Genomic DNA, 19,275 nt, shown 5'->3' on the forward strand with positions numbered 1-19,275 from the left:
ATTTTAGGGACTTATCGGATAGACCATTTTTCCTGTCTTGTTTATATCCTCCAGAAGTCTTATGAAGGACTTTTCTTCATTAGGTTCTTCAAAAGTTGTATGACGGACATTCAGCATATACAATTGCTTCTTGTTGGACTTCATTGCCTCTATGAAGGACATTTACAAATTTTATTAGATTATTTTTGTCCTTCACAGTAGTATTTTTCCCCGATCCTTCATTTTAGGAACTCATCGGACAGCCCCTTAATTCCCAACATTTATTATGCCGCCATGAATTTGTTTAGAAACACTTTCTTTTATAAATGAAAAAGAATTCCCACAAGAGAATAGATAATGACAGTTGAAAATAAGATTGTCATATGAAACAGAGAATAAAGAAACATTGATTTTGCCCATTTCTCTGAATCCATTTTTTTATAGCCGAAAATGCTTAACATAAGCCACAGAACGCTTAAAAGAAGGGCTACTAGCATAAGACCGAGGCTTAAAGGCCCAAAAAGAAAGCTTGCTGCAATTAAAATAATTAAATAAATATTAGTTTGTATATATGTTCTTTTAACACCTTTGACAACTGGGAGCATAGGAACCTTCGCAGCCTTATACTCATCGTGCTTGCGAATAGCTATAGCATAAAAATGAGGCATTTGCCAAATAATTGAAATCACAAACAAACCAAGAATGGCTGGATGTGTCACGTCCGGATGAACAGCAGCCCATCCGATGAGAGGGGGCATTGCTCCAGAAATACTGCCAATTTCCGTATTATAAATTGTTCTTCTCTTGCTCCACATCGTATATGGGACAACATAAAAAAACAAACCTAGAAACCCTAGGAATGCTGCTAGAGGAGTTGTTAATGCAAGAGCTGCAATTCCTAAAATAGACATACAGATTCCAAGCCATAATACTGTTTTAGGCTTTATTGCTCCTGTCACAGTCGGTCTGTTTTTCGTCCTTTCCATGATAGAATCTATATCTCGGTCATATAAGTTGTTAAAAGCTCCAGCTGCACCCATTACGAAAATCGATCCAATCAAAGCAAATAACATTTCCGGCAATTTCTCAAACAGGCTGATCTGATACGTATACAATGCCAATGTCAATCCAGCCAACATCGGAACGAGATTTGATTGAATAATTCCAATTTTACAAGTTTCAGCCAAAATTTGGGGCAAAGTTGGTTTCTGTGTTGTAAGGCTTTCTTCTTTTCGCATTCTTCCCCTCTTCCTTTTTCACTCATGATCTATAAATCTAGGAGGACATTGTTGATAGTTGCGTCCAGCATAATGAGAAATTATAATTTGTATACTGATTAGAATTTATATACTATCTGGTATGTTAATGCTATATGGTATGATTGTCAAGAGAGAGGGAGGATAGCAAATTGGTCAGACGAAGATTAACCCAAGAGGAGCGAAAAAAAGAAACGCGGCAATTACTTTTAGAGTCAGCTGTTGAAATCTTTGCTCGATTCGGCTTTCACGGCGCTTCTGTTGATAAAATTGCAGAACATGCCGGATTTAGCAAAGGGGCGGTATATGCCCATTTTCGTTCCAAAGAAGAGCTCTTTTTAGCTATTTTGGAGCAACAAATGCAATTGCATGTGGACAACATTCTTCAAGTCATAGACGGACAGCATTCGCTTTCACATTTTATCGAAACGATGGATGAATATTTCCTGTCAGTTAGGCAGAAAAATCGAACGTGGAGCATGCTTAACATGGAATTTTTTCTTTATGCGATGCGTGAAGAATCGGTACGCCGAAAATGGTCTGACATGATAACGGAAGCGGTACAACAAATTTCCAAGGCGATTGAAAAATTGAAGTCGAAAGAGAATAACGATTCTGCTCTATCTGCGGATGAAATAGCATGGACTATTCTTTCGTTAGAAAACGGTTTAGCGATATTTTATTATATTAGCGAAGACCGTGTGCCTCTTCATTTATATGGAAAAGCACTGCAAAATTTGCTTCGATCCCCTCATTAGAAAATATTCAAGCTTAAACGGATTTCAAAATATATTAGTCCAAAATTTTTCAAGATAGGAATGGACGGCGCTGTTCAATGAACCGATACATATAGTTGTAAATCCGGTTTATGTGCTATGAACAATCGTTTAGCCATTGAGATTGCAACATGATCATGCGAATCCCATCCGTTTCGGCAGGAACATCAACTGGATAGCTAAATTGAATTTTCAACAGTCATGTGAATCCGAAAATAAATAAGCGGGGATCGTCCCCGCCTGTTTTAATCGCGATGGATTGTATAAAGAGACTGTTTTGTTGCGTTTATAAGCGCTTCGTACTCTTCTTCCAGCAGATCTTTTGCTTTCGCTGCTTGGACATTTTCAAGCAGCTGCTCTTGCTTGCTCGCTCCGGCAATGCAGGAGGCTACAACACGCTGATGAAGAACATATTTTACGGCTGTTTCCGTCCGAGTGCGATCCGGGCATGCTGAATCGATGCTGTGCAAAGCTTCTTTTAATTCATCGAACGTGTAGTCTAAATATCCATTGTTCTTGACGCGCTCAGAGGCTTTTTCGAGCGGGCGCTCTGTCAAGAGGCCTTGAGCCAACGGCCCTCTGGCAATAACAGAAACGTTATGCTCCTGAATCAAAGGAAACCATTCTTCTGGGCGCCGGTCAAGAAGGCTGTATTGCATCATGATTGAAACGATATTGGAGCGTTTCAACCATTCTTTCATAACGTTCGGCCGAATCGAAGAAATGCCGTAGTAGCGGATGACGCCTTCCTGCTTTAACTCTTCGAACGCTTCAATCGTTTCATCGATCGGGTCGTCGATTGTTCCTCCGTGAAGCTGATATAAGTCGATATAATCTGTACCCAGCCGTCTGAGGCTTTCTTTCACTTCTTCCTTTATGTATTTCTTGGATGGATCCCACCACCATCCGTCTTTGCCAACTTCAAACCGGTTTCCTACTTTTGTTGCTAAAATGATATCGTTTCGACGCGATTTAAGAGCCCTTCCGACAAATTCTTCATTCAGGCCTTGATCATAAAGATCTGCTGTATCAAAAAAATTAATCCCCAATTCAAGCGCTTGGTCAATCAGCGAACGCGCATGCTTTTCGTCGCGGCCAAGCGACATGCATCCAAGACCGATTTCGCTCACATACAGCTCGGATGTTCCTAATCTGCGCTTTTTCAAAAAGATCACCTCTCTTTTTCTCTTCTAATTTGAAAGTAGTATAAACTTTTTGAAAAAGCAAATGTTTCATATTCATGATGAAGCCATTCATAGACTGTTTTATATCGTTTTGCGGCTTCCTTTAAGCTGTAAGCAATTTCCTTCGGCTTTCCAATCATCACGACCCGGTTATAATTCCGATACATGAGCAATCGCTCCGCCTCCTTTTTAATTATGGTAGAATGTATGAAGAATGATTGGATAATAGAACAGGAGTTGAATATATGAACCGTTTAAACGAGGAAACGATTGCGAAGGAAAAAATTTTTTCAGGGAAGATTATTGATGTATATGTGGAAGATGTCCGTCTCCCAAACGGGGAAAATGCGAAACGTGAAGTCGTGAAGCATCCGGGTGCAGTTGCCGTGATCCCTATTACAAATGAAGGGAAAATTGTCATGGTGAGACAATATCGCAAAGCTTTAGAACGTCAGCTTGTGGAAATTCCTGCCGGCAAGCTTGAAAAAGGGGAGTCACCTGAAATCACAGCAAGAAGAGAGTTGGAAGAAGAAACGGGCTATGGATGTGAATCATTAAAACATGTCATTTCGTTTTATACTTCACCGGGCTTTGCTGATGAACTCGTTCATCTTTATTTAGCTGAAGGATTGATAAAGCTGGAAAATAAAGCGAGTTTGGATGAAGACGAGTTTGTCGAGGTGCTGGAAGTAACCCTTGAGGAAGCGAGAAAATTGATAGAAGAAAAAGAAATTTACGATGCAAAAACAGCTTATGCAGTTCAATATTTAACATTAAAACAATTGAGTGAGGAGATATGAACGCTTTTTTCGCAGATTTGCACATTCATATCGGCAGAACAAATACAGGAAAACCGGTAAAGATTACGGGGGCCAAGTCGCTGACGCTTGAAAATATTTTTATTGAAGCAGTTGAGAGCAAAGGTATGGATATAATTGGCATCATTGATTGCCATGTTCCCGAAGTAATCAAGGAAATTGAAGATGGCATCAGAAGAGGAAAGTATGAGGAATTAATGGAAGGGGGAGTCCGCTATCAAAATTCGACACTTATTTTAGGTACGGAGCTTGAAATATTTGATGAACATTGCAATGGGCCGATTCATGTTCTATGCTTTATGCCGACTTTAGAAAAGATGAAGGAATTTTCCCATTGGCTCAGCTCCCATTTAAAAAATATTCATTTAAGCTCTCAACGGGTATATGTTGAAGGGAAAAGACTTCAGCATAAAGTGAAGAGCTTGGGCGGATTGTTCATTCCGGCGCATATTTTTACTCCTTTTAAAAGCTTGTACGGAAAAGGGGTTCAGCGAAGCTTGACAGAAGTTTTTGATCAAACACTCATCGATGCGGTCGAGCTCGGTTTGAGCAGCGATACTAACATGGCAAGCCGTATTCGTGAACTAGCTTCCTATCCATTTTTAACGAACTCAGACGCCCATTCATTGCCAAAAATCGGGCGGGAATATCAGAAGTTGTTGTTAAAAGCGCCGACGTTTCAGGAATTGGTGATGGCGATCAAAAAAGAAAACGACAGAAAAATTGAGGCGAATTACGGATTAAACCCGAAACTTGGAAAGTATTACGAAACGTTTTGTGAAGCGTGCCAAAAAACAGTAGGCTTGACAGATGAGGGATGCTGTCAAATATGCGGAGGAGTAAAAATTACAAAAGGTGTAAAACAGCGGGTTGAAGAACTGGGGGATAAAACAAATCATGTGGAGAAAAGGCCCCCTTATATTCATCAAGTCCCGCTAGCTTTTCTGCCTGGCATTGGCCCTAAAACATTAAAAAAATTAAAGCATTATTTTGGAACGGAAATGAATATTTTACACAAAGTTCCGTACGCCGATCTTGTCGAAGTGGTTCCGGAAAAAATCGCCGCTTCCATCATCTCGGCAAGAGAAGGCACCCTTTATGTGCAATCAGGGGGAGGAGGAAAATACGGAAAAGTGGAAGGTGCGTAAATTTTCGCGCCTTTTCTTTTTTTCTAGTAAAAATACGAATATGTACCATCCGTTCTCTCATACAATCTAGTAAAGAAAGACAGGAGAGGATAGGATATGCAGAATATTCAGCGTTTTTTACTAAAACAATTGAAAGATCAATCAACCGTCTATTTATTTGTGCTTATATTGTTCATAATGGGAGTAATTTTTGGCGCAATCATCGTAAACAGCATGAGCATTACGCAAAAAGAAGATCTGTATTATTATTTAAACCTGTTTTTTGGACAAGTATCGGACGGAAAACTTGCCAGCTCGTTTGAAATGTTCAAGCAAAGTTTTTTCCACAATACAAAATATGTAGGGCTTATGTGGCTTCTAGGCATTTCGATCATTGGTCTGCCGATTATTTTTATCATGTTATTTTTAAAAGGAATGGTCGTTGGATTTACAGTCGGATTTTTAGTAAATCAAATGAAATGGGGCGGATTTTTGCTGTCATTCGTTTCCGTTTTGCCGCAAAATTTGCTGCTGATACCTGTGTTTCTTATTATGAGCGCATCGGCAATTTCTTTTTCCTTCAAGCTCATTAGACAGCTTTTTGTAAAAAAGTTCCACGATCAGCCGTTTCGAATGTTTGCAGGCTATGCAGTCACATTTTCTTGCTTGATCGCCGTTATATTGCTCGCTGCAATGTTAGAAGCATATGTTTCCCCGATCCTGATGAGAGGGACGATTGATTTTATTTATAAATAATAATTATTATTTAATATAAATTTTATTTTTTAATTTAAAATTATTTCAGTTGGACACTTTCTTTTATTTTGTTATAATATATGAGGAATGCGGCGAGGGAGGGAAAGTGTCATGGAAAACCGCATAGAGCGTATAAAAAAGCAGTTGCATTCTTCAAGCTATAAATTAACCCCGCAAAGGGAAGCAACCGTTCGTGTTTTGCTTGAACATGAAGAGGATCATTTAAGTGCCGAAGATGTTTACCTCCTCGTTAAGGAAAAATCGCCTGAGATCGGGCTCGCAACAGTGTACAGAACGCTGGAATTGTTAACTGAGCTGAAAATTGTTGATAAAATAAACTTTGGAGACGGGGTTTCCAGATATGATTTGCGCAGGGAAGGAGCCGCTCATTTTCACCATCATCTCGTATGTATGGAATGCGGTTCCGTTGATGAGATTCAGGAAGATTTATTAGAAGATGTTGAAAAAATTGTCGAACGAGATTGGAAGTTTAAAATTAAAGATCATCGTCTAACTTTTCACGGCATATGCCACCGCTGTCAGGAAAAAGAAAAAGAAGATAACAAGAAAGAATAAAGCCTTTTCCGCGAGGGGAAAGGTTTTTTTATATTATATACGTATAAAGATTGTCCAGACGGTCATATCTTTAAATATAAGAAAATATGGCCTTGTGGAGGACGAACATGGAAAAATGGACGAAAACCGTAAAGAATATGCTTAAAATTTTTATCTTGTTTACAGGATTTACGATTTTGTTCTACTATGCTATTATATGGGTTAACTTGGAATATCAAGATTACCATCGCTATGACGAGCCTGAAGGATCTGCCGTAAAGGTGACAAGCGTTGTGGAAGAACAGAACGATAATTGGCTGAATCGCTTAATATTCTTTTATTTAAACGGGGAGTAGAGAAGATTGAACGATCATATCCAAGATTTTATTCATTATTTGACCGTTGAGAGAGGACTTGCGAACAATACGATCGTTTCATATGAGCGAGACTTGAAATCGTACAAGCAATTTTTGAACGAAAAACTGAATATTCAAGAAGTGCAAAATATTCAACGCTATCATATTTTGCAATATTTGCATTTTTTGAAAGATCAAGGGAAATCCAGCAAGACAATCGCCCGGCATATCGCCTCAATCCGCGCTTTCCATCAATTTTTGTTAAGGGAAAAAGCTGCGGATGAAGACCCGTCCGTCCATATTGAAACACCGCAGATTGAACGGAAGCTTCCGAAAGTGCTGTCTCTTGAGGAAGTGGAGCGGCTTCTTGAAACGCCTGAGCTGACCTCACCGATTGGATATAGAGATAAAGCAATGCTTGAACTTTTATATGCGACAGGTATTCGGGTGAGTGAAATGGTTCATTTGAATCTTTCAGACGTCCATTTGATCATGGGATTTATCCGATGCTACGGTAAAGGGAAAAAAGAACGGCTCGTTCCGATTGGAGAAAAAGCAACAAAAGCGCTGGAGGAATATTTGGAAAAGGGCCGGCCAAAGCTTGTAAGACAGAAGCATAAAACGGATGCCTTATTTTTAAACCATCATGGAAAAAGAATTTCCCGCCAAGGATTTTGGAAAAATTTAAAATCGATTGCGGTTAAAGCAGGAATACAAAAAGAATTGACTCCTCATACATTGCGACATTCCTTTGCCACCCATCTGCTTGAAAACGGCGCTGATCTAAGAGCGGTGCAAGAAATGCTAGGTCATGCTGATATTTCAACCACGCAAATTTATACTCATGTGACAAAAACACGTTTAAAAGATGTATATAAAATGTACCACCCCCGTGCTTAATGCCATCGTCATGCTAAAAATCAAGTTGCTCGTCTGTTTCGGCAAGCATTAGGAAAAAATATAATCATCACCGCTTTCAAATGGCAGGAGGAATTTAACATGCAGCATACATATAAACGCGTCTTTTTAATTGTAATGGATTCAGTTGGAATCGGCGAAGCACCGGATGCAGAGCTTTATAACGACAAAGGTGCTGACACGCTTGGCCATATCGCTGAACATCTCGGCGGTTTGCATTTGCCGAATTTAGCGAAGCTCGGATTGGGGAATATACGTGAAATAAAAGGTGTTCCAAAGACAGACAAGCCGCTCGCCTTCTATACAAAAATGAAAGAAGCTTCAGCAGGAAAAGATACGATGACTGGTCATTGGGAGCTGATGGGGTTAAAAATCGATTCTCCTTTTCAAGTATTTCCAGACGGCTTCCCAGAAGAACTGATAGAGGAGCTTGAAAAAAGAACCGGGCGAAAAGTGCTTGGCAATAAGCCGGCAAGCGGTACGGCAATTATAGAAGAGCTTGGAAAAGAACATATGAAAACAGGAGCCATCATTGTCTATACGTCGGCAGACTCTGTTTTACAGATTGCTGCACATGAAAAAGTCATTCCTCTGAACGAATTATATCAAATTTGTCAAATTGCCCGCGAACTGACTTTGGATGAAAAGTACATGGTTGGGCGCGTTATAGCTCGTCCGTTTGTCGGGGAGCCGGGGAATTTTGAACGGACTGCCAACCGGCATGACTATGCTTTAAAGCCTTTCGGCCGAACAGTTATGAACGAGTTGAAGGACGGAGGATTTGATGTAATTGCCCTTGGGAAAATTTCCGATATTTATGACGGCGAAGGCATTACAGATGCAATCCGGACAAAGTCGAATATGGATGGAATGGACAAATTGATCCAAACATTCGACCGGGATTTTACAGGTCTTTCCTTTTTGAACCTTGTCGATTTTGATGCAAAATTCGGCCATAGAAGAGATCCTGAAGGGTATGGACAAGCGCTTGAGGAATTCGATGCTCGTCTTCCTGAAGTGTTCGAAAAAATGAAGGAAGAAGACCTGCTCATCATCACAGCAGACCATGGAAACGACCCTCTTCACCACGGTACGGATCATACTAGAGAATATGTTCCGCTGTTAGTTTATAATTCAACCTATACAAAAGGAAAAGAACTGCCAATCAGAGAAACATTTGCAGATGTAGGAGCAACCATTGCAGAAAATTTCGGCGTGCAAATGCCAAATTACGGAACAAGCTTTTTAACAGAATTGAAGCAGGGGGATTGATCAATGTCAATTGTGGAAGAAGTTGAAAAGGCTTCTCAATTTTTAAAAGATAAATGCAAACAAACTCCAGAGATCGGTCTCGTTCTAGGATCAGGTTTAGGAGTTCTCGCTGAAGAAGTGGAGGATGCTGTAACCATTCCATACAGCGACATTCCTTATTTTCCGGTTTCCACTGTTGAAGGGCATAAAGGCCAATTCGTAATTGGGGAGCTAAATGGAAAAACAGTAGCGATCATGCAAGGCAGATTCCATTTTTACGAAGGGTATAGTGTAAAGCAAGTGACATTTCCTGTGCGAGTCATGAAGGCGCTGGGTATTCATTCCTTAATTGTGACAAATGCAGCCGGAGGGATCAATCAGTCATATCAACCAGGTGATTTAATGCTGATTACCGATCATATTAACAACATGGGACAAAACCCTTTAATTGGCGAACATAGCCCTGAGCTTGGCGACCGTTTTCCCGATATGTCGGAAGCGTACGATAGCAGACTAATCCAGCTGGCAAAAGAAGCAGCGAAAGAGCTTGGCATCGAAATAAAAGAGGGGGTTTATGTTGCCAATACTGGACCGTCCTATGAAACGCCGGCTGAAATACGGATGTTAAGAGCGATCGGGGGAGACGCAGTTGGCATGTCAACAGTTCCAGAAGTAATTGTGGCGAATCAAGTCAAAATGAAAGTGCTTGGCATTTCATGTATTACGAACATGGCGGCTGGTATTTTAAAACAGCCTTTGACGCATGAAGAAGTCATGAAAACGGCGGAAATGGTTCGGGCTGATTTTATAGCGCTAGTAAAATCCATCGTAGCCAAAATGTAGAAAAAGGTGATTTGCATGCGAATGGTCGATTTAATAGAGAAGAAGCGGGATGGGAAAGCGCTCACAAAAAAAGAAATCCGTTATATCATTGAAGGATATACGGCCGGGGAGATTCCGGACTATCAAATGAGCGCTTTCGCCATGGCCGTTTTTTTTAGAGGGATGACGGAAGAGGAAATGGCGGAGCTCACAATGGCGATGGTTGATTCTGGAGAAAAGATCGATCTTAGTGAAATTAAAGGAATAAAAGTGGATAAGCATTCGACCGGAGGAGTTGGCGATAAAACTACGTTGGTGCTTGCGCCGCTTGTGGCTTCAGCTGGTGTTCCTGTTGCCAAGATGAGCGGAAGAGGTCTTGGCCATACCGGCGGAACGATTGATAAACTAGAATCGATCCCGGGGTTTCATGTTGAAATAGACAATCAACAGTTTGTCCGTTTAGTCAATCAAAATAAAATTGCAGTCGTTGGACAAACGGGGAATTTAACTCCCGCTGATAAAAAACTGTACGCATTAAGAGATGTGACAGCGACGGTTAACAGTATTCCTCTTATTGCCAGCTCCATCATGAGCAAAAAAATCGCTGCCGGAGCGGATGCCATTGTTTTAGATGTTAAAACCGGATCGGGCGCTTTTATGAAAAATATAGAAGAATCAAAAAAACTGGCAAAAGCGATGGTGAAAATAGGGGAAAACGTCGGCAAAAAAACGATTGCCGTGATCTCCGATATGAGTCAGCCGTTAGGGTTTGCCATCGGAAACGCTCTTGAAGTCCAAGAAGCGATTGATACATTAAAAGGTGAAGGTCCTGAAGATTTAACTGAACTATGTTTAACGCTTGGCAGCTATATGGTGTATATGGCGGAAAAAGCAGACAGTTTAGAAAAAGCGCGTAAACTGCTCGAGCAATCCATTGCTTCAGGAAAAGCTTTAGAGACTTTTAAAACATTTGTCTCTGCCCAAGGGGGAGATGCCTCAATTGTGGACGATCCATCAAAATTGCCGCATTCTTCGTATACATTCGAATTAAAGGCGAAAGAAGAAGGCTATGTAAACGAAATTGCAGCTGATGCAGTCGGGACTGCCGCCATGTGGCTTGGTGCCGGAAGAGCGACGAAAGATGCTGCAATTGATTTGGCAGTCGGCCTCATCCTCCATAAAAAAATAGGCGATTACGTAAAAAAGGGAGAAACATTCGTTACAATTTACAGCAATCAACAAGATATTGAAAAGGTGAAACAAACTTTATACTACAGCATTAAAATTTCGAAAAACAAAACAAAAAAGCCTGTCCTTATTTATGAAACAATAACAAATTAGGAAAGAAAAAAAGAATCGGGTAATCCCGATTCTTTTTTTGTATAACTTTTTAATAATTGGAAAAAATGGGTTTTATACAGATAATTTTACCAGTAAAAATTCATTCTCATTTCATTTTTAGAGTCTTTTACATTTCATTAGATTAGATTGCAGTTACATATGAGGAATGGAGGATGTGGAGATGAAACAATTACTACTGTCTGTCATGGCAACATTTGTTCTTTTTTTTGGGGTTTCAACGGCTGCGTGGGCAGAAGAAAAAAATGTCAAACTAGTAGATGGAGTGAAATCGGCTATATTGATTGAGCGGGATACAGGTCAAGTACTATATGAAGAAAATTCAGATACACCGCTGCCGCCCGCCAGTATGACGAAAATCATGACGCTTCTTCTTATTATGGAAGCTCTTGATAAAGGAAAGATTCAAATGGATGAAAAAGTAAGAGCGAGCGAATATGCAGCATCCATGGGGGGATCGCAAATCTTTTTGGAGCCTGGGGAAGAAATGACAGTGGAAGATTTATTAAAAGGAATTGCGATTGCTTCCGGCAATGATGCGTCTGTCGCGATGGCGGAGAGAATTGCAGGATCAGAAGAACAGTTTGTATCCATGATGAATCAAAAAGCGAAAGAGCTCGGACTGAAAAATACGCATTTTAAAAATTCGACCGGATTACCTGCAAAAGGACATTATTCGTCGGCAAAGGACATGGCGGTTATTGCCAAAGAGCTATTAAAATATGAAGAAATTACGAAATTTACGGGAACATATGAGGATTATTTACGAGAAGGAACAGACAAAAAATTTTGGTTGGTCAATACAAATCGGCTTGTGAAATTTTACGACGGAGTTGACGGTGTAAAAACAGGTTATACAAACGAAGCGAAATACTGTTTAACGGCAACAGCCAAAAAAGGGAATATGCGGGTTATTGCTGTTGTATTTGGAGCTAAAACGCCAAAAGATCGAAATGCTCAAATCACGAAGCTGTTAGACTATGCCTTTTCCCAGTATGAAACCCATCCTCTGTTTAAACGAAACGAAGTGGTGACAAAAGCAAAACTGAGCAAAGGAAGCGATAAAGATGTACAGCTGATTACTTCGGAGCCTGTTTCCATTATAACCAAAAAGGGCGAAAGCATTGATGATATTAAACAAGAAATTATGTTTAAAAACCACCTGGTAGCGCCAGTGAAAAAAGGAGATGAGCTTGGAACCCTCGTGCTGAAAAAGAATGGAAAGGTTTTTGCTGAAAGCAAGCTTGTGGCTAAACAAGATGTTCGCGTTGCGAGCTGGTGGAAGCTGTTCAAAAGGGTTCTAGGCGAATGGACGAAGGCCGAAAAATGATATTTTTGGCGAAATTCCACTAGTTTTGTCTTCAGGCAGGAAATATGAAAGGTCAACTCGAAAGATTCAATATCATAGTTGAAGGAGGAATATGATCTTGAGTCTAGCGGTTGACCTTGAAGTAAAAGAAAACGTGTTATTGATACGTCTGTCAGGGGAGCTCGACCACCATACAGCAGAGGAACTTCGGCAAAAAGTCAATGATGCCATCGAAAATAACTCTATTCAACATATTTTATTAAATTTAGAACAATTAACTTTTATGGATAGCTCCGGACTTGGAGTGATTCTCGGGCGTTATAAGCAAATAAAACATCTCGGCGGTGAAATGATTGTTTGCGCCATCTCCCCGAGTGTAAAGCGTCTATTTGACATGTCAGGTTTATTTAAAATTATTCATCTGGCCGAGACAGAGAAAGCGGCTTTGCAAACGTTGGGGGTGGCGTCATGAAAAACGAAATGAAGCTTCAATTTTCCGCTGTAAGTCAAAATGAATCATTTGCAAGAGTAGCTGTAGCTTCCTTTATCGCACAGCTGGATCCGACGATCGATGAACTAACCGAAATCAAAACAGTAGTTTCCGAAGCTGTGACAAATGCGATCATTCACGGTTATGAAAATAATCCTGACGGTATTGTGTATATTTCCTGCACGCTAGAGGACCATATCGTTCATTTGACGATTCGAGATGAAGGGGTAGGAATTGACAACATTGAAGAAGCTAGACAGCCGCTTTTTACAACAAAGCCTGAGCTGGAGCGTTCAGGAATGGGATTTACCATCATGGAAAATTTTATGGATGAAGTGAAAATAGAATCGGAAAAAAATAAAGGCACAATCATTCGATTAACAAAACATCTTACAAAAAGCAAAGCTTTATGTAATTAAGGAGATTAGCTTATGGATGTGGAGGTCAAGAACGAACATTCGAATGGACAATTGAAGGATCAGGAAGTCAGGGATTTGATTAAAAGAAGCCAGCAAGGCGATCAGGCAGCCCGCGATTTGCTTATCCAAAAAAACATGCGGCTCGTTTGGTCAGTTGTGCAGCGATTTTTAAACCGAGGCTATGAGGCGGATGATCTATTTCAAATCGGCTGCATTGGCTTAGTGAAATCGGTCGATAAGTTTGATTTGTCGTATGATGTTAAATTTTCCACTTATGCTGTTCCGATGATTATAGGAGAAATTCAACGATTCATCCGGGATGACGGAACAGTAAAAGTGAGCCGTTCATTAAAAGAGCTCGGAAATAAAATTAGACGGGCTAGAGAGGAACTGTCCAAAACACTTGGCAAGGTGCCAACAGTAGGGGAGATCGCTGACTACTTAGATATTTCACCTGAAGATATCGTTCTTGCACAAGAAGCTGTACGTGCACCTTCCTCCATCCATGAAACGGTTTATGAAAATGATGGCGATCCGATTACATTGCTGGATCAAATTGCAGATCAAAATGAGCAAAAATGGTTTGATCAAATAGCATTAAAAGATGCTATGAACGATTTAGGCGAGCGGGAGCGGCTGATCGTTTATTTGCGGTATTATAAAGATCAAACACAGTCGGAAGTCGCAAAACGGTTAGGAATCTCACAAGTTCAGGTGTCCAGACTGGAAAAGAAAATATTAAAGCAAATGAAAGACCGAATGAGCGGATAGCTCTTTGGTCTTTTTTTGTGGAAATAAATGGTCTTGATCATTTTGCATGAGGGAGTGGCGAACGTTTCATACTATTAGAAAAAAGTAGGATGTGACAGGGCGTGAATAAAACGGTTTATGTGCGTCTAAAGCATCGTATTCAGGCAAAACCGAACGAAAGGATCACGCTTAACAAAATCGCGAAAATAATTGCAGACGAAGCGTTAATCAGCAAAATGGGGGATCAAATCATTCATCAAATTCAATCAAAAGATAAAACATATGTTGTCATTGATGTCATCAACGTCATAGAAAAAATCCAATCCATTGATCCTTCCCTTGATGTCCAACCTGTTGGGCCGACGCAAACAATTGTTGAAATTCAAAATCATCGAAAAAAATTTGCTCCCGTCCTTTTTTTTCTTGTATGGCTGTTATTATTTGTCGGATCGGCTTTAACGATTATGAACTTTCATGAAGATGTCAGCATGCAGCGGATGCATCGCAATTTGTATCAGTTTTTCACTGGCAATAAGATCGATAAGCCGTTAATTTTGCAAATCCCCTACTCCATCGGTTTGGGGCTGGGAATGGTTCTGTTTTTTAATCACGTTTTTAAAAAGAAATTTAATGAAGAGCCGAGTCCGTTGGAAGTCGAGATTTTTAATTATCAAATGGATCTCGACCAATACATCGCCATAAACGAAAACAAAGAAAGCGTGAAAAATGATGATGATTAAATGGTTCATGCTTTTGTTTACGGGGTTTGCAGGGGGCTTGGCTGTCGGGTGTGGATTTGTTGCGTTTTTATCTGTTCTCGGAATCATTCCAAGACTCATGCAGCTGACGAAGACAATAAAATGGATTCGTTTGTATGAATGGGCTGTTATTCTTGGCGCCGTGTCCGGCGGTTGGTTCAGCCTCTCTCCCGTCTATTTGCATGCTTCGCATTATTGGTTTATCCCGATCGGTCTCCTTTACGGAATATTTGTCGGAATGCTTGCAGCAGCATTAACAGAAGTGCTGAATGTATTTCCGATATTAGCGAAAAGGATCGGCATTGATGACAAAATCGTTATGTTGATGATGGCGATCGTTTTAGGAAAAATTTGCGGCTCTTTGTTTCATTGGCTTTATTTTGCTGGTCTGTAAAGGCAATTTGTCATATGATCGGAGGAAACATAGCATGATGCGGTTAACGGGAAAGCAAACATGGGTGTTTCAGCATAAATTGTTTGTCAATAAAACGGCAACTGTCGTTGGGCCGAAGGAAGCGAAAGGACCGCTTAAGGAAACATTTGATGCTCATTTTGATGATATGTACTGCGGTGCGCCGTCTTGGGAATTGGCCGAGCGGAATTTAATGGAGCAGGCGATCAGCCGCTGTTTAAAAAAAGCTGAATTAAAGGAAGAGGATATTGATTTGTTTTTGGCGGGGGATTTATTGAACCAAAATGCTACATCGAACTATACAGCTAGAATGCTCAATATTCCGCTGTTATGTATGTACGGGGCCTGTTCGACTTCAATGGAAACAGTCGCTACGGCATGCGCGCTGATCGATGGGGGGTTCGCGAACAAAATTATCGCTGCCACAAGCAGCCATTATGGCGCAGCTGAAAAGCAGTTTCGGCATCCAACGAATTTCGGCGGACAAAAACCAGAAACAGCGACGACAACCGTAACAGGGGCAGGTGCTGTATTAATCAGCAAAGACGAAAGTGAGATTGCCATAACGGCTGCAACGATCGGCAAGGTGATCGATGTTGGCAGGAAAAACCCTTATGATATGGGGTCCGCAATGGCGCCGGCAGCTGCAGATACAATTAAGCAGCACTTTCGTGATTTAAATCGGACTCCTTCTGACTACGATTTAATTCTTACCGGCGATCTTTCGGGAGTCGGCAGTCCGAAGCTGAAGGAATTATTGCTTGAGGATGGGTACGACATCCGAGGCAACCATTCAGATTGCGGGCTGTTAATTTTTCATCCAGCACAAAGAGCATTTGCCGGCGGGAGCGGATGTGCTTGTTCAGCAGTTGTAACTTACGGTCACATATTCCAAGAAATGAAAAAAGGAAATTTAAAACGAGTATTGATGGTGGCAACCGGGGCTCTGTTAAGTAAAACGATGATCAAGCTGAACGAATCGATCCCGGCCATAGCTCACGGAGTAGTTTTTGAAAGACAGAGATAGAAAGGCGGGAAAAGGTGAGCTGAACATGAATGATGAAGAGAAAGGATTCGATAGCATGACGAAATTAACCGATCAAGAAAAAAGTCAAATCTCTCCCAAGCTGCAAGATACCGAAAAATTTTTTCGAGATCATATTGGCTTAGGAACAAGCTTTGATTTAGGCGTGCGCAAATTTACGCTTCTCGGAAAACAAGTGCATTTATATTATGTGACAGGACTTTGCGATTCACTTTATGTCATCGAACTGATCAAGGAGCTTTTGAAAATCAATGATCATGAAACGGAAGCCAATCGTTTAAAGGAAATTGTCAAAAACCGTCTCGTTCATCAGCAAGTAACATTGGTTCAAACGCTTGATGAAGCAGTCGATCAAGTGTTGTCAGGCTTAGTCGTTTTTTTTGTCGAAGACAGCGATTTTGCTTTTGTTGTCGATGTCCGCAACTATCCTGGAAGACAGCCGGAAGAGCCGGATACGGAAAAAGTGATCCGCGGCGCACGTGACGGTTTTGTGGAAAATATCGTTGTCAACACGGGACTGATTCGGAGAAGAATAAGGGACGAACGTCTGAGATATGAAATCATGAAAATCGGCGAACGATCAAAAACCGACATTGCGATCGCGTATTTGGAAGATGTGGCGGATCCAGGATTAATTGAAGTGATCAAAAAGGAGTTAAAAACGATAAAGATTGACGGGCTTCCAATGGCAGATAAAACAATTGAAGAATTTTTAGTAAAGCAAGGCTTTAATCCGTTTCCGCTTGTCCGCTATACGGAAAGAGCGGATGTCGCTGCAGTTCATTTGCTGGAAGGACATGTCATTATTCTTGTTGACACGTCCCCGAGTGTCATTATTACGCCAACTACTTTTTTTCACCATGTTCAGCACGCCGAAGAATACCGTCAGGCGCCAGCGGCCGGAACGTTTGTCAGATGGGTGCGCTTTTTTGGCATGCTAGCTTCTATTTATTTGCTTCCTCTTTGGATGCTGTATGTAGTGCAGCCGTCTTTACTGCCGGAGGCTATATCTTACATCGGACCAAACAAAGAAAAAAATATTCCGATTGTTGTTCAAATTTTTCTTGCTGACATAGGGATTGAGCTTTTAAGAATGGCAGCCATTCATACACCGACAGCTCTTTCAGTGGCGATGGGTTTAATTGCAGCAGTTCTCATAGGACAAATTGCCATCGATGTCGGTTTGTTTTCGCCGGAAGTTATTTTGTACGTTTCCATTGCGGCGGTCGGTACTTTTGCAACCCCGAGCTATGAATTGAGCGTAGCCAATAAAATCGTTCGTTTTGTATTGCTGCTATTAGTAGTGATCTTTAAAGTGCCCGGATTAGTGATCGGCTGCACACTGTTCATCCTTTTCCTTGCCAGCATTCGATCGTTAAATACGCCTTATTTATGGCCGTTTATCCCTTTTAATCCTCAAGCCTTTTGGCAGATCATCGTCAGGTCGTCGGTGCCTCATATAAAAGTAAGGCCAAGCATTGTTCATCCGCAGAACGTAAAAAAGCAGCCTTAAAAAAATTTGAAAGAGAAAATGTTTTATGGTAATGTATTTTTAACTTTTACGTTCACGAAAGCGGGGGCTAGTCTTTGTATTTACAGGGAACAAGTAAAATCAACCAGTTAGGGCATTTAGAAATCGGCGGTGTCGATACAGTTGAACTTGCCAAACAGTATGGGACACCGTTATATGTATACGATGTCGCACTCATTCGCGAACGAGCCCGTTCTTTTAAAAATACATTTGAATCATTAGGAGTTCCATATCAAGTTGCTTATGCAAGCAAAGCCTTTTCTTCCATTGCAATGGTGCAGCTTGCAAATGAGGAAGGGCTTTCTCTTGATGTCGTTTCAGGCGGTGAACTGTATACGGCATTAAAAGCAGGATTTCCTCCGGAAAAAATTCATTTTCATGGAAACAATAAAAGCATCGACGAGCTTGCAATGGCTCTGGAGGCAAATATCGGTTGCATTGTGATTGATAATTTTTATGAAATTGATGTTTTATCTTCTCTTTGCCAGCAAATGAATAAAAAAGTTGCGGTGTTGCTTCGCGTTACACCAGGCGTCGAGGCACATACACATGATTACATTACAACCGGGCAGGAAGATTCGAAATTTGGATTCGACCTTCATAATGGTCAAATCGAAAAAGCGATTGAGCTTGTAAAAAATCAATCGCATTTACAGCTATTAGGAATCCATTGCCATATCGGTTCGCAAATTTTTGGCACTGAAGGATTTGTTTTAGCAGCAGGAAAGATTTTTGGGAAAATTTCTATTTGGAAAGAGAAGTTTCAGTTTGTTCCGAAAGTTGTAAACTTAGGGGGAGGATTCGGAATTCGATATACGAAAGAGGATGATCCTCTGCCAATGAATGTATATGTTGAAAAAATGGTGGAAGTTGTGAAAGGACACTCTGAGAAGCTTCAAATTCCTCTCCCTGAAATATGGATTGAGCCAGGACGCTCTCTCGTCGGGGATGCAGGAACAACCTTGTACTCGATAGGATCTCAAAAGGTCGTCCCTAACATACGCAAATATGTTGCGGTGGACGGAGGCATGAGCGACAACATCCGGCCTGCTTTGTACCAGGCAAAATACGAGGGGGCTCTTGCCAACCGGATGAATGACGAATGTTCTGAGACTGTATCGATTGCAGGAAAATGCTGCGAAAGCGGGGACATGCTCATTTGGGATTTATCCCTTCCTACCGTAAAAGCAGGCGATATATTAGCTGTTTTTTGCACGGGAGCTTACGGATATTCTATGGCAAATAATTATAACCGGATCGCTCGGCCTGCTGTTGTATTTGTTGAAAACGGCGAAGCGAGACTTGTCGTCAAAAGGGAAACATACGAGGATTTAGTCAGTCTCGATTTGCCTTTAAAAGCGGAAGTCGGTCAACCGTAAACGAAAAACGGCGTCTCAACATTAG

The 19,275-nt window shown here is 40.9% G+C and carries 22 protein-coding genes; 19 read left to right on the forward strand and 3 right to left on the reverse strand.

The features are described from left to right. Positions 1-299 precede the first annotated feature (299 nt). Entirely contained in the window at positions 300-1,217 is a 918-nt protein-coding gene (gene cyoE / locus NSQ61_RS03355) for a heme o synthase (RefSeq protein ID WP_066247660.1), read from the reverse strand. A 170-nt stretch (positions 1,218-1,387) separates the two neighbouring features. Here cyoE and NSQ61_RS03360 point away from each other — a divergent pair, with 170 nt between their 5' ends. Continuing rightward, the gene (locus NSQ61_RS03360; RefSeq protein WP_066247661.1) at positions 1,388-1,993 is read left to right on the forward strand and encodes a TetR/AcrR family transcriptional regulator; all 606 of its coding nucleotides are present in this window, start codon (positions 1,388-1,390) and stop codon (positions 1,991-1,993) included. Positions 1,994-2,256: 263 nt separating this feature from the next. On the opposite strand, the gene NSQ61_RS03365 is transcribed toward NSQ61_RS03360, so the two are convergent. Together NSQ61_RS03365 and mciZ are read right to left on the reverse strand one after the other, a co-directional pair. Next, complete coding sequence (locus NSQ61_RS03365; RefSeq protein WP_094246527.1) at positions 2,257-3,177, reverse strand: aldo/keto reductase; 921 nt, start codon at positions 3,175-3,177, stop codon at positions 2,257-2,259. A 5-nt stretch (positions 3,178-3,182) separates the two neighbouring features. Next, the gene (gene mciZ, locus NSQ61_RS03370) at positions 3,183-3,362 is read right to left on the reverse strand and encodes a Z-ring formation inhibitor MciZ (RefSeq protein ID WP_145976098.1); all 180 of its coding nucleotides are present in this window, start codon (positions 3,360-3,362) and stop codon (positions 3,183-3,185) included. A gap of 78 nt (positions 3,363-3,440) precedes the next feature. Here mciZ and NSQ61_RS03375 point away from each other — a divergent pair, with 78 nt between their 5' ends. From NSQ61_RS03375 to lysA, 18 genes are all read left to right on the forward strand, one after another. Then, entirely contained in the window at positions 3,441-3,995 is a 555-nt protein-coding gene (locus tag NSQ61_RS03375; RefSeq protein ID WP_063388341.1) for an NUDIX hydrolase, read from the forward strand. Beyond that, a complete protein-coding gene (locus NSQ61_RS03380; RefSeq protein ID WP_066247665.1) occupies positions 3,992-5,161 on the forward strand; it encodes a TIGR00375 family protein in 1,170 nt (389 codons plus the stop codon). Before NSQ61_RS03375 ends, NSQ61_RS03380 begins: the two co-directional genes overlap by 4 nt. 96 nt (positions 5,162-5,257) lie before the next feature. Beyond that, positions 5,258-5,896 carry a stage II sporulation protein M gene (gene spoIIM / locus NSQ61_RS03385; RefSeq protein WP_066247667.1) on the forward strand — a complete coding sequence of 213 codons (639 nt, stop codon included), beginning with the start codon at positions 5,258-5,260 and terminating at the stop codon, positions 5,894-5,896. A 111-nt stretch (positions 5,897-6,007) separates the two neighbouring features. Then, entirely contained in the window at positions 6,008-6,472 is a 465-nt protein-coding gene (gene fur / locus NSQ61_RS03390) for a ferric iron uptake transcriptional regulator (RefSeq protein WP_063388338.1), read from the forward strand. A gap of 107 nt (positions 6,473-6,579) precedes the next feature. Then, the gene (locus NSQ61_RS03395) at positions 6,580-6,807 is read left to right on the forward strand and encodes a YqzK family protein (protein ID WP_063388337.1); all 228 of its coding nucleotides are present in this window, start codon (positions 6,580-6,582) and stop codon (positions 6,805-6,807) included. Positions 6,808-6,813: 6 nt separating this feature from the next. After that, positions 6,814-7,707, forward strand: coding sequence for a site-specific tyrosine recombinase XerD (gene xerD, locus NSQ61_RS03400; protein WP_063388336.1), 894 nt, complete (start codon positions 6,814-6,816; stop codon positions 7,705-7,707). A gap of 99 nt (positions 7,708-7,806) precedes the next feature. Further along, entirely contained in the window at positions 7,807-8,997 is a 1,191-nt protein-coding gene (gene deoB, locus NSQ61_RS03405; RefSeq protein ID WP_144598189.1) for a phosphopentomutase, read from the forward strand. A gap of 3 nt (positions 8,998-9,000) precedes the next feature. Next, a complete protein-coding gene (locus tag NSQ61_RS03410) occupies positions 9,001-9,819 on the forward strand; it encodes a purine-nucleoside phosphorylase (RefSeq protein ID WP_094246165.1) in 819 nt (272 codons plus the stop codon). Positions 9,820-9,834: 15 nt separating this feature from the next. Next, the gene (locus NSQ61_RS03415; RefSeq protein WP_094246164.1) at positions 9,835-11,139 is read left to right on the forward strand and encodes a pyrimidine-nucleoside phosphorylase; all 1,305 of its coding nucleotides are present in this window, start codon (positions 9,835-9,837) and stop codon (positions 11,137-11,139) included. Positions 11,140-11,320: 181 nt separating this feature from the next. Next, a complete protein-coding gene (locus NSQ61_RS03420) occupies positions 11,321-12,487 on the forward strand; it encodes a D-alanyl-D-alanine carboxypeptidase family protein (RefSeq protein ID WP_063388332.1) in 1,167 nt (388 codons plus the stop codon). Between the two features lie 97 nt (positions 12,488-12,584). Then, complete coding sequence (gene spoIIAA / locus NSQ61_RS03425) at positions 12,585-12,938, forward strand: anti-sigma F factor antagonist (RefSeq protein WP_063388331.1); 354 nt, start codon at positions 12,585-12,587, stop codon at positions 12,936-12,938. Beyond that, positions 12,935-13,375 carry an anti-sigma F factor gene (gene spoIIAB / locus NSQ61_RS03430; protein ID WP_063388330.1) on the forward strand — a complete coding sequence of 147 codons (441 nt, stop codon included), beginning with the start codon at positions 12,935-12,937 and terminating at the stop codon, positions 13,373-13,375. The genes spoIIAA and spoIIAB overlap by 4 nt, the downstream gene beginning before the upstream one ends. A gap of 12 nt (positions 13,376-13,387) precedes the next feature. After that, positions 13,388-14,146 carry an RNA polymerase sporulation sigma factor SigF gene (gene sigF / locus NSQ61_RS03435; RefSeq protein ID WP_063388329.1) on the forward strand — a complete coding sequence of 253 codons (759 nt, stop codon included), beginning with the start codon at positions 13,388-13,390 and terminating at the stop codon, positions 14,144-14,146. A gap of 101 nt (positions 14,147-14,247) precedes the next feature. Further along, complete coding sequence (locus NSQ61_RS03440; protein ID WP_063388643.1) at positions 14,248-14,865, forward strand: stage V sporulation protein AA; 618 nt, start codon at positions 14,248-14,250, stop codon at positions 14,863-14,865. Further along, a complete protein-coding gene (locus tag NSQ61_RS03445; RefSeq protein ID WP_063388663.1) occupies positions 14,855-15,277 on the forward strand; it encodes a stage V sporulation protein AB in 423 nt (140 codons plus the stop codon). The genes NSQ61_RS03440 and NSQ61_RS03445 overlap by 11 nt, the downstream gene beginning before the upstream one ends. Positions 15,278-15,314: 37 nt before the next feature. Further along, entirely contained in the window at positions 15,315-16,322 is a 1,008-nt protein-coding gene (gene spoVAD, locus NSQ61_RS03450) for a stage V sporulation protein AD (protein WP_066247704.1), read from the forward strand. Between the two features lie 55 nt (positions 16,323-16,377). Further along, on the forward strand, positions 16,378-17,853 hold the full coding sequence (locus NSQ61_RS03455; protein ID WP_066247706.1) for a spore germination protein: 1,476 nt from the start codon (positions 16,378-16,380) through the stop codon (positions 17,851-17,853). 74 nt (positions 17,854-17,927) lie between these two features. Further along, entirely contained in the window at positions 17,928-19,250 is a 1,323-nt protein-coding gene (gene lysA / locus NSQ61_RS03460) for a diaminopimelate decarboxylase (RefSeq protein WP_066247674.1), read from the forward strand. Positions 19,251-19,275 lie beyond the last annotated feature (25 nt).

It is taken from the genome of Aeribacillus sp. FSL K6-1121 (assembly GCF_038003725.1).
Lineage (GTDB): Bacteria > Bacillota > Bacilli > Bacillales > Aeribacillaceae > Aeribacillus > Aeribacillus composti.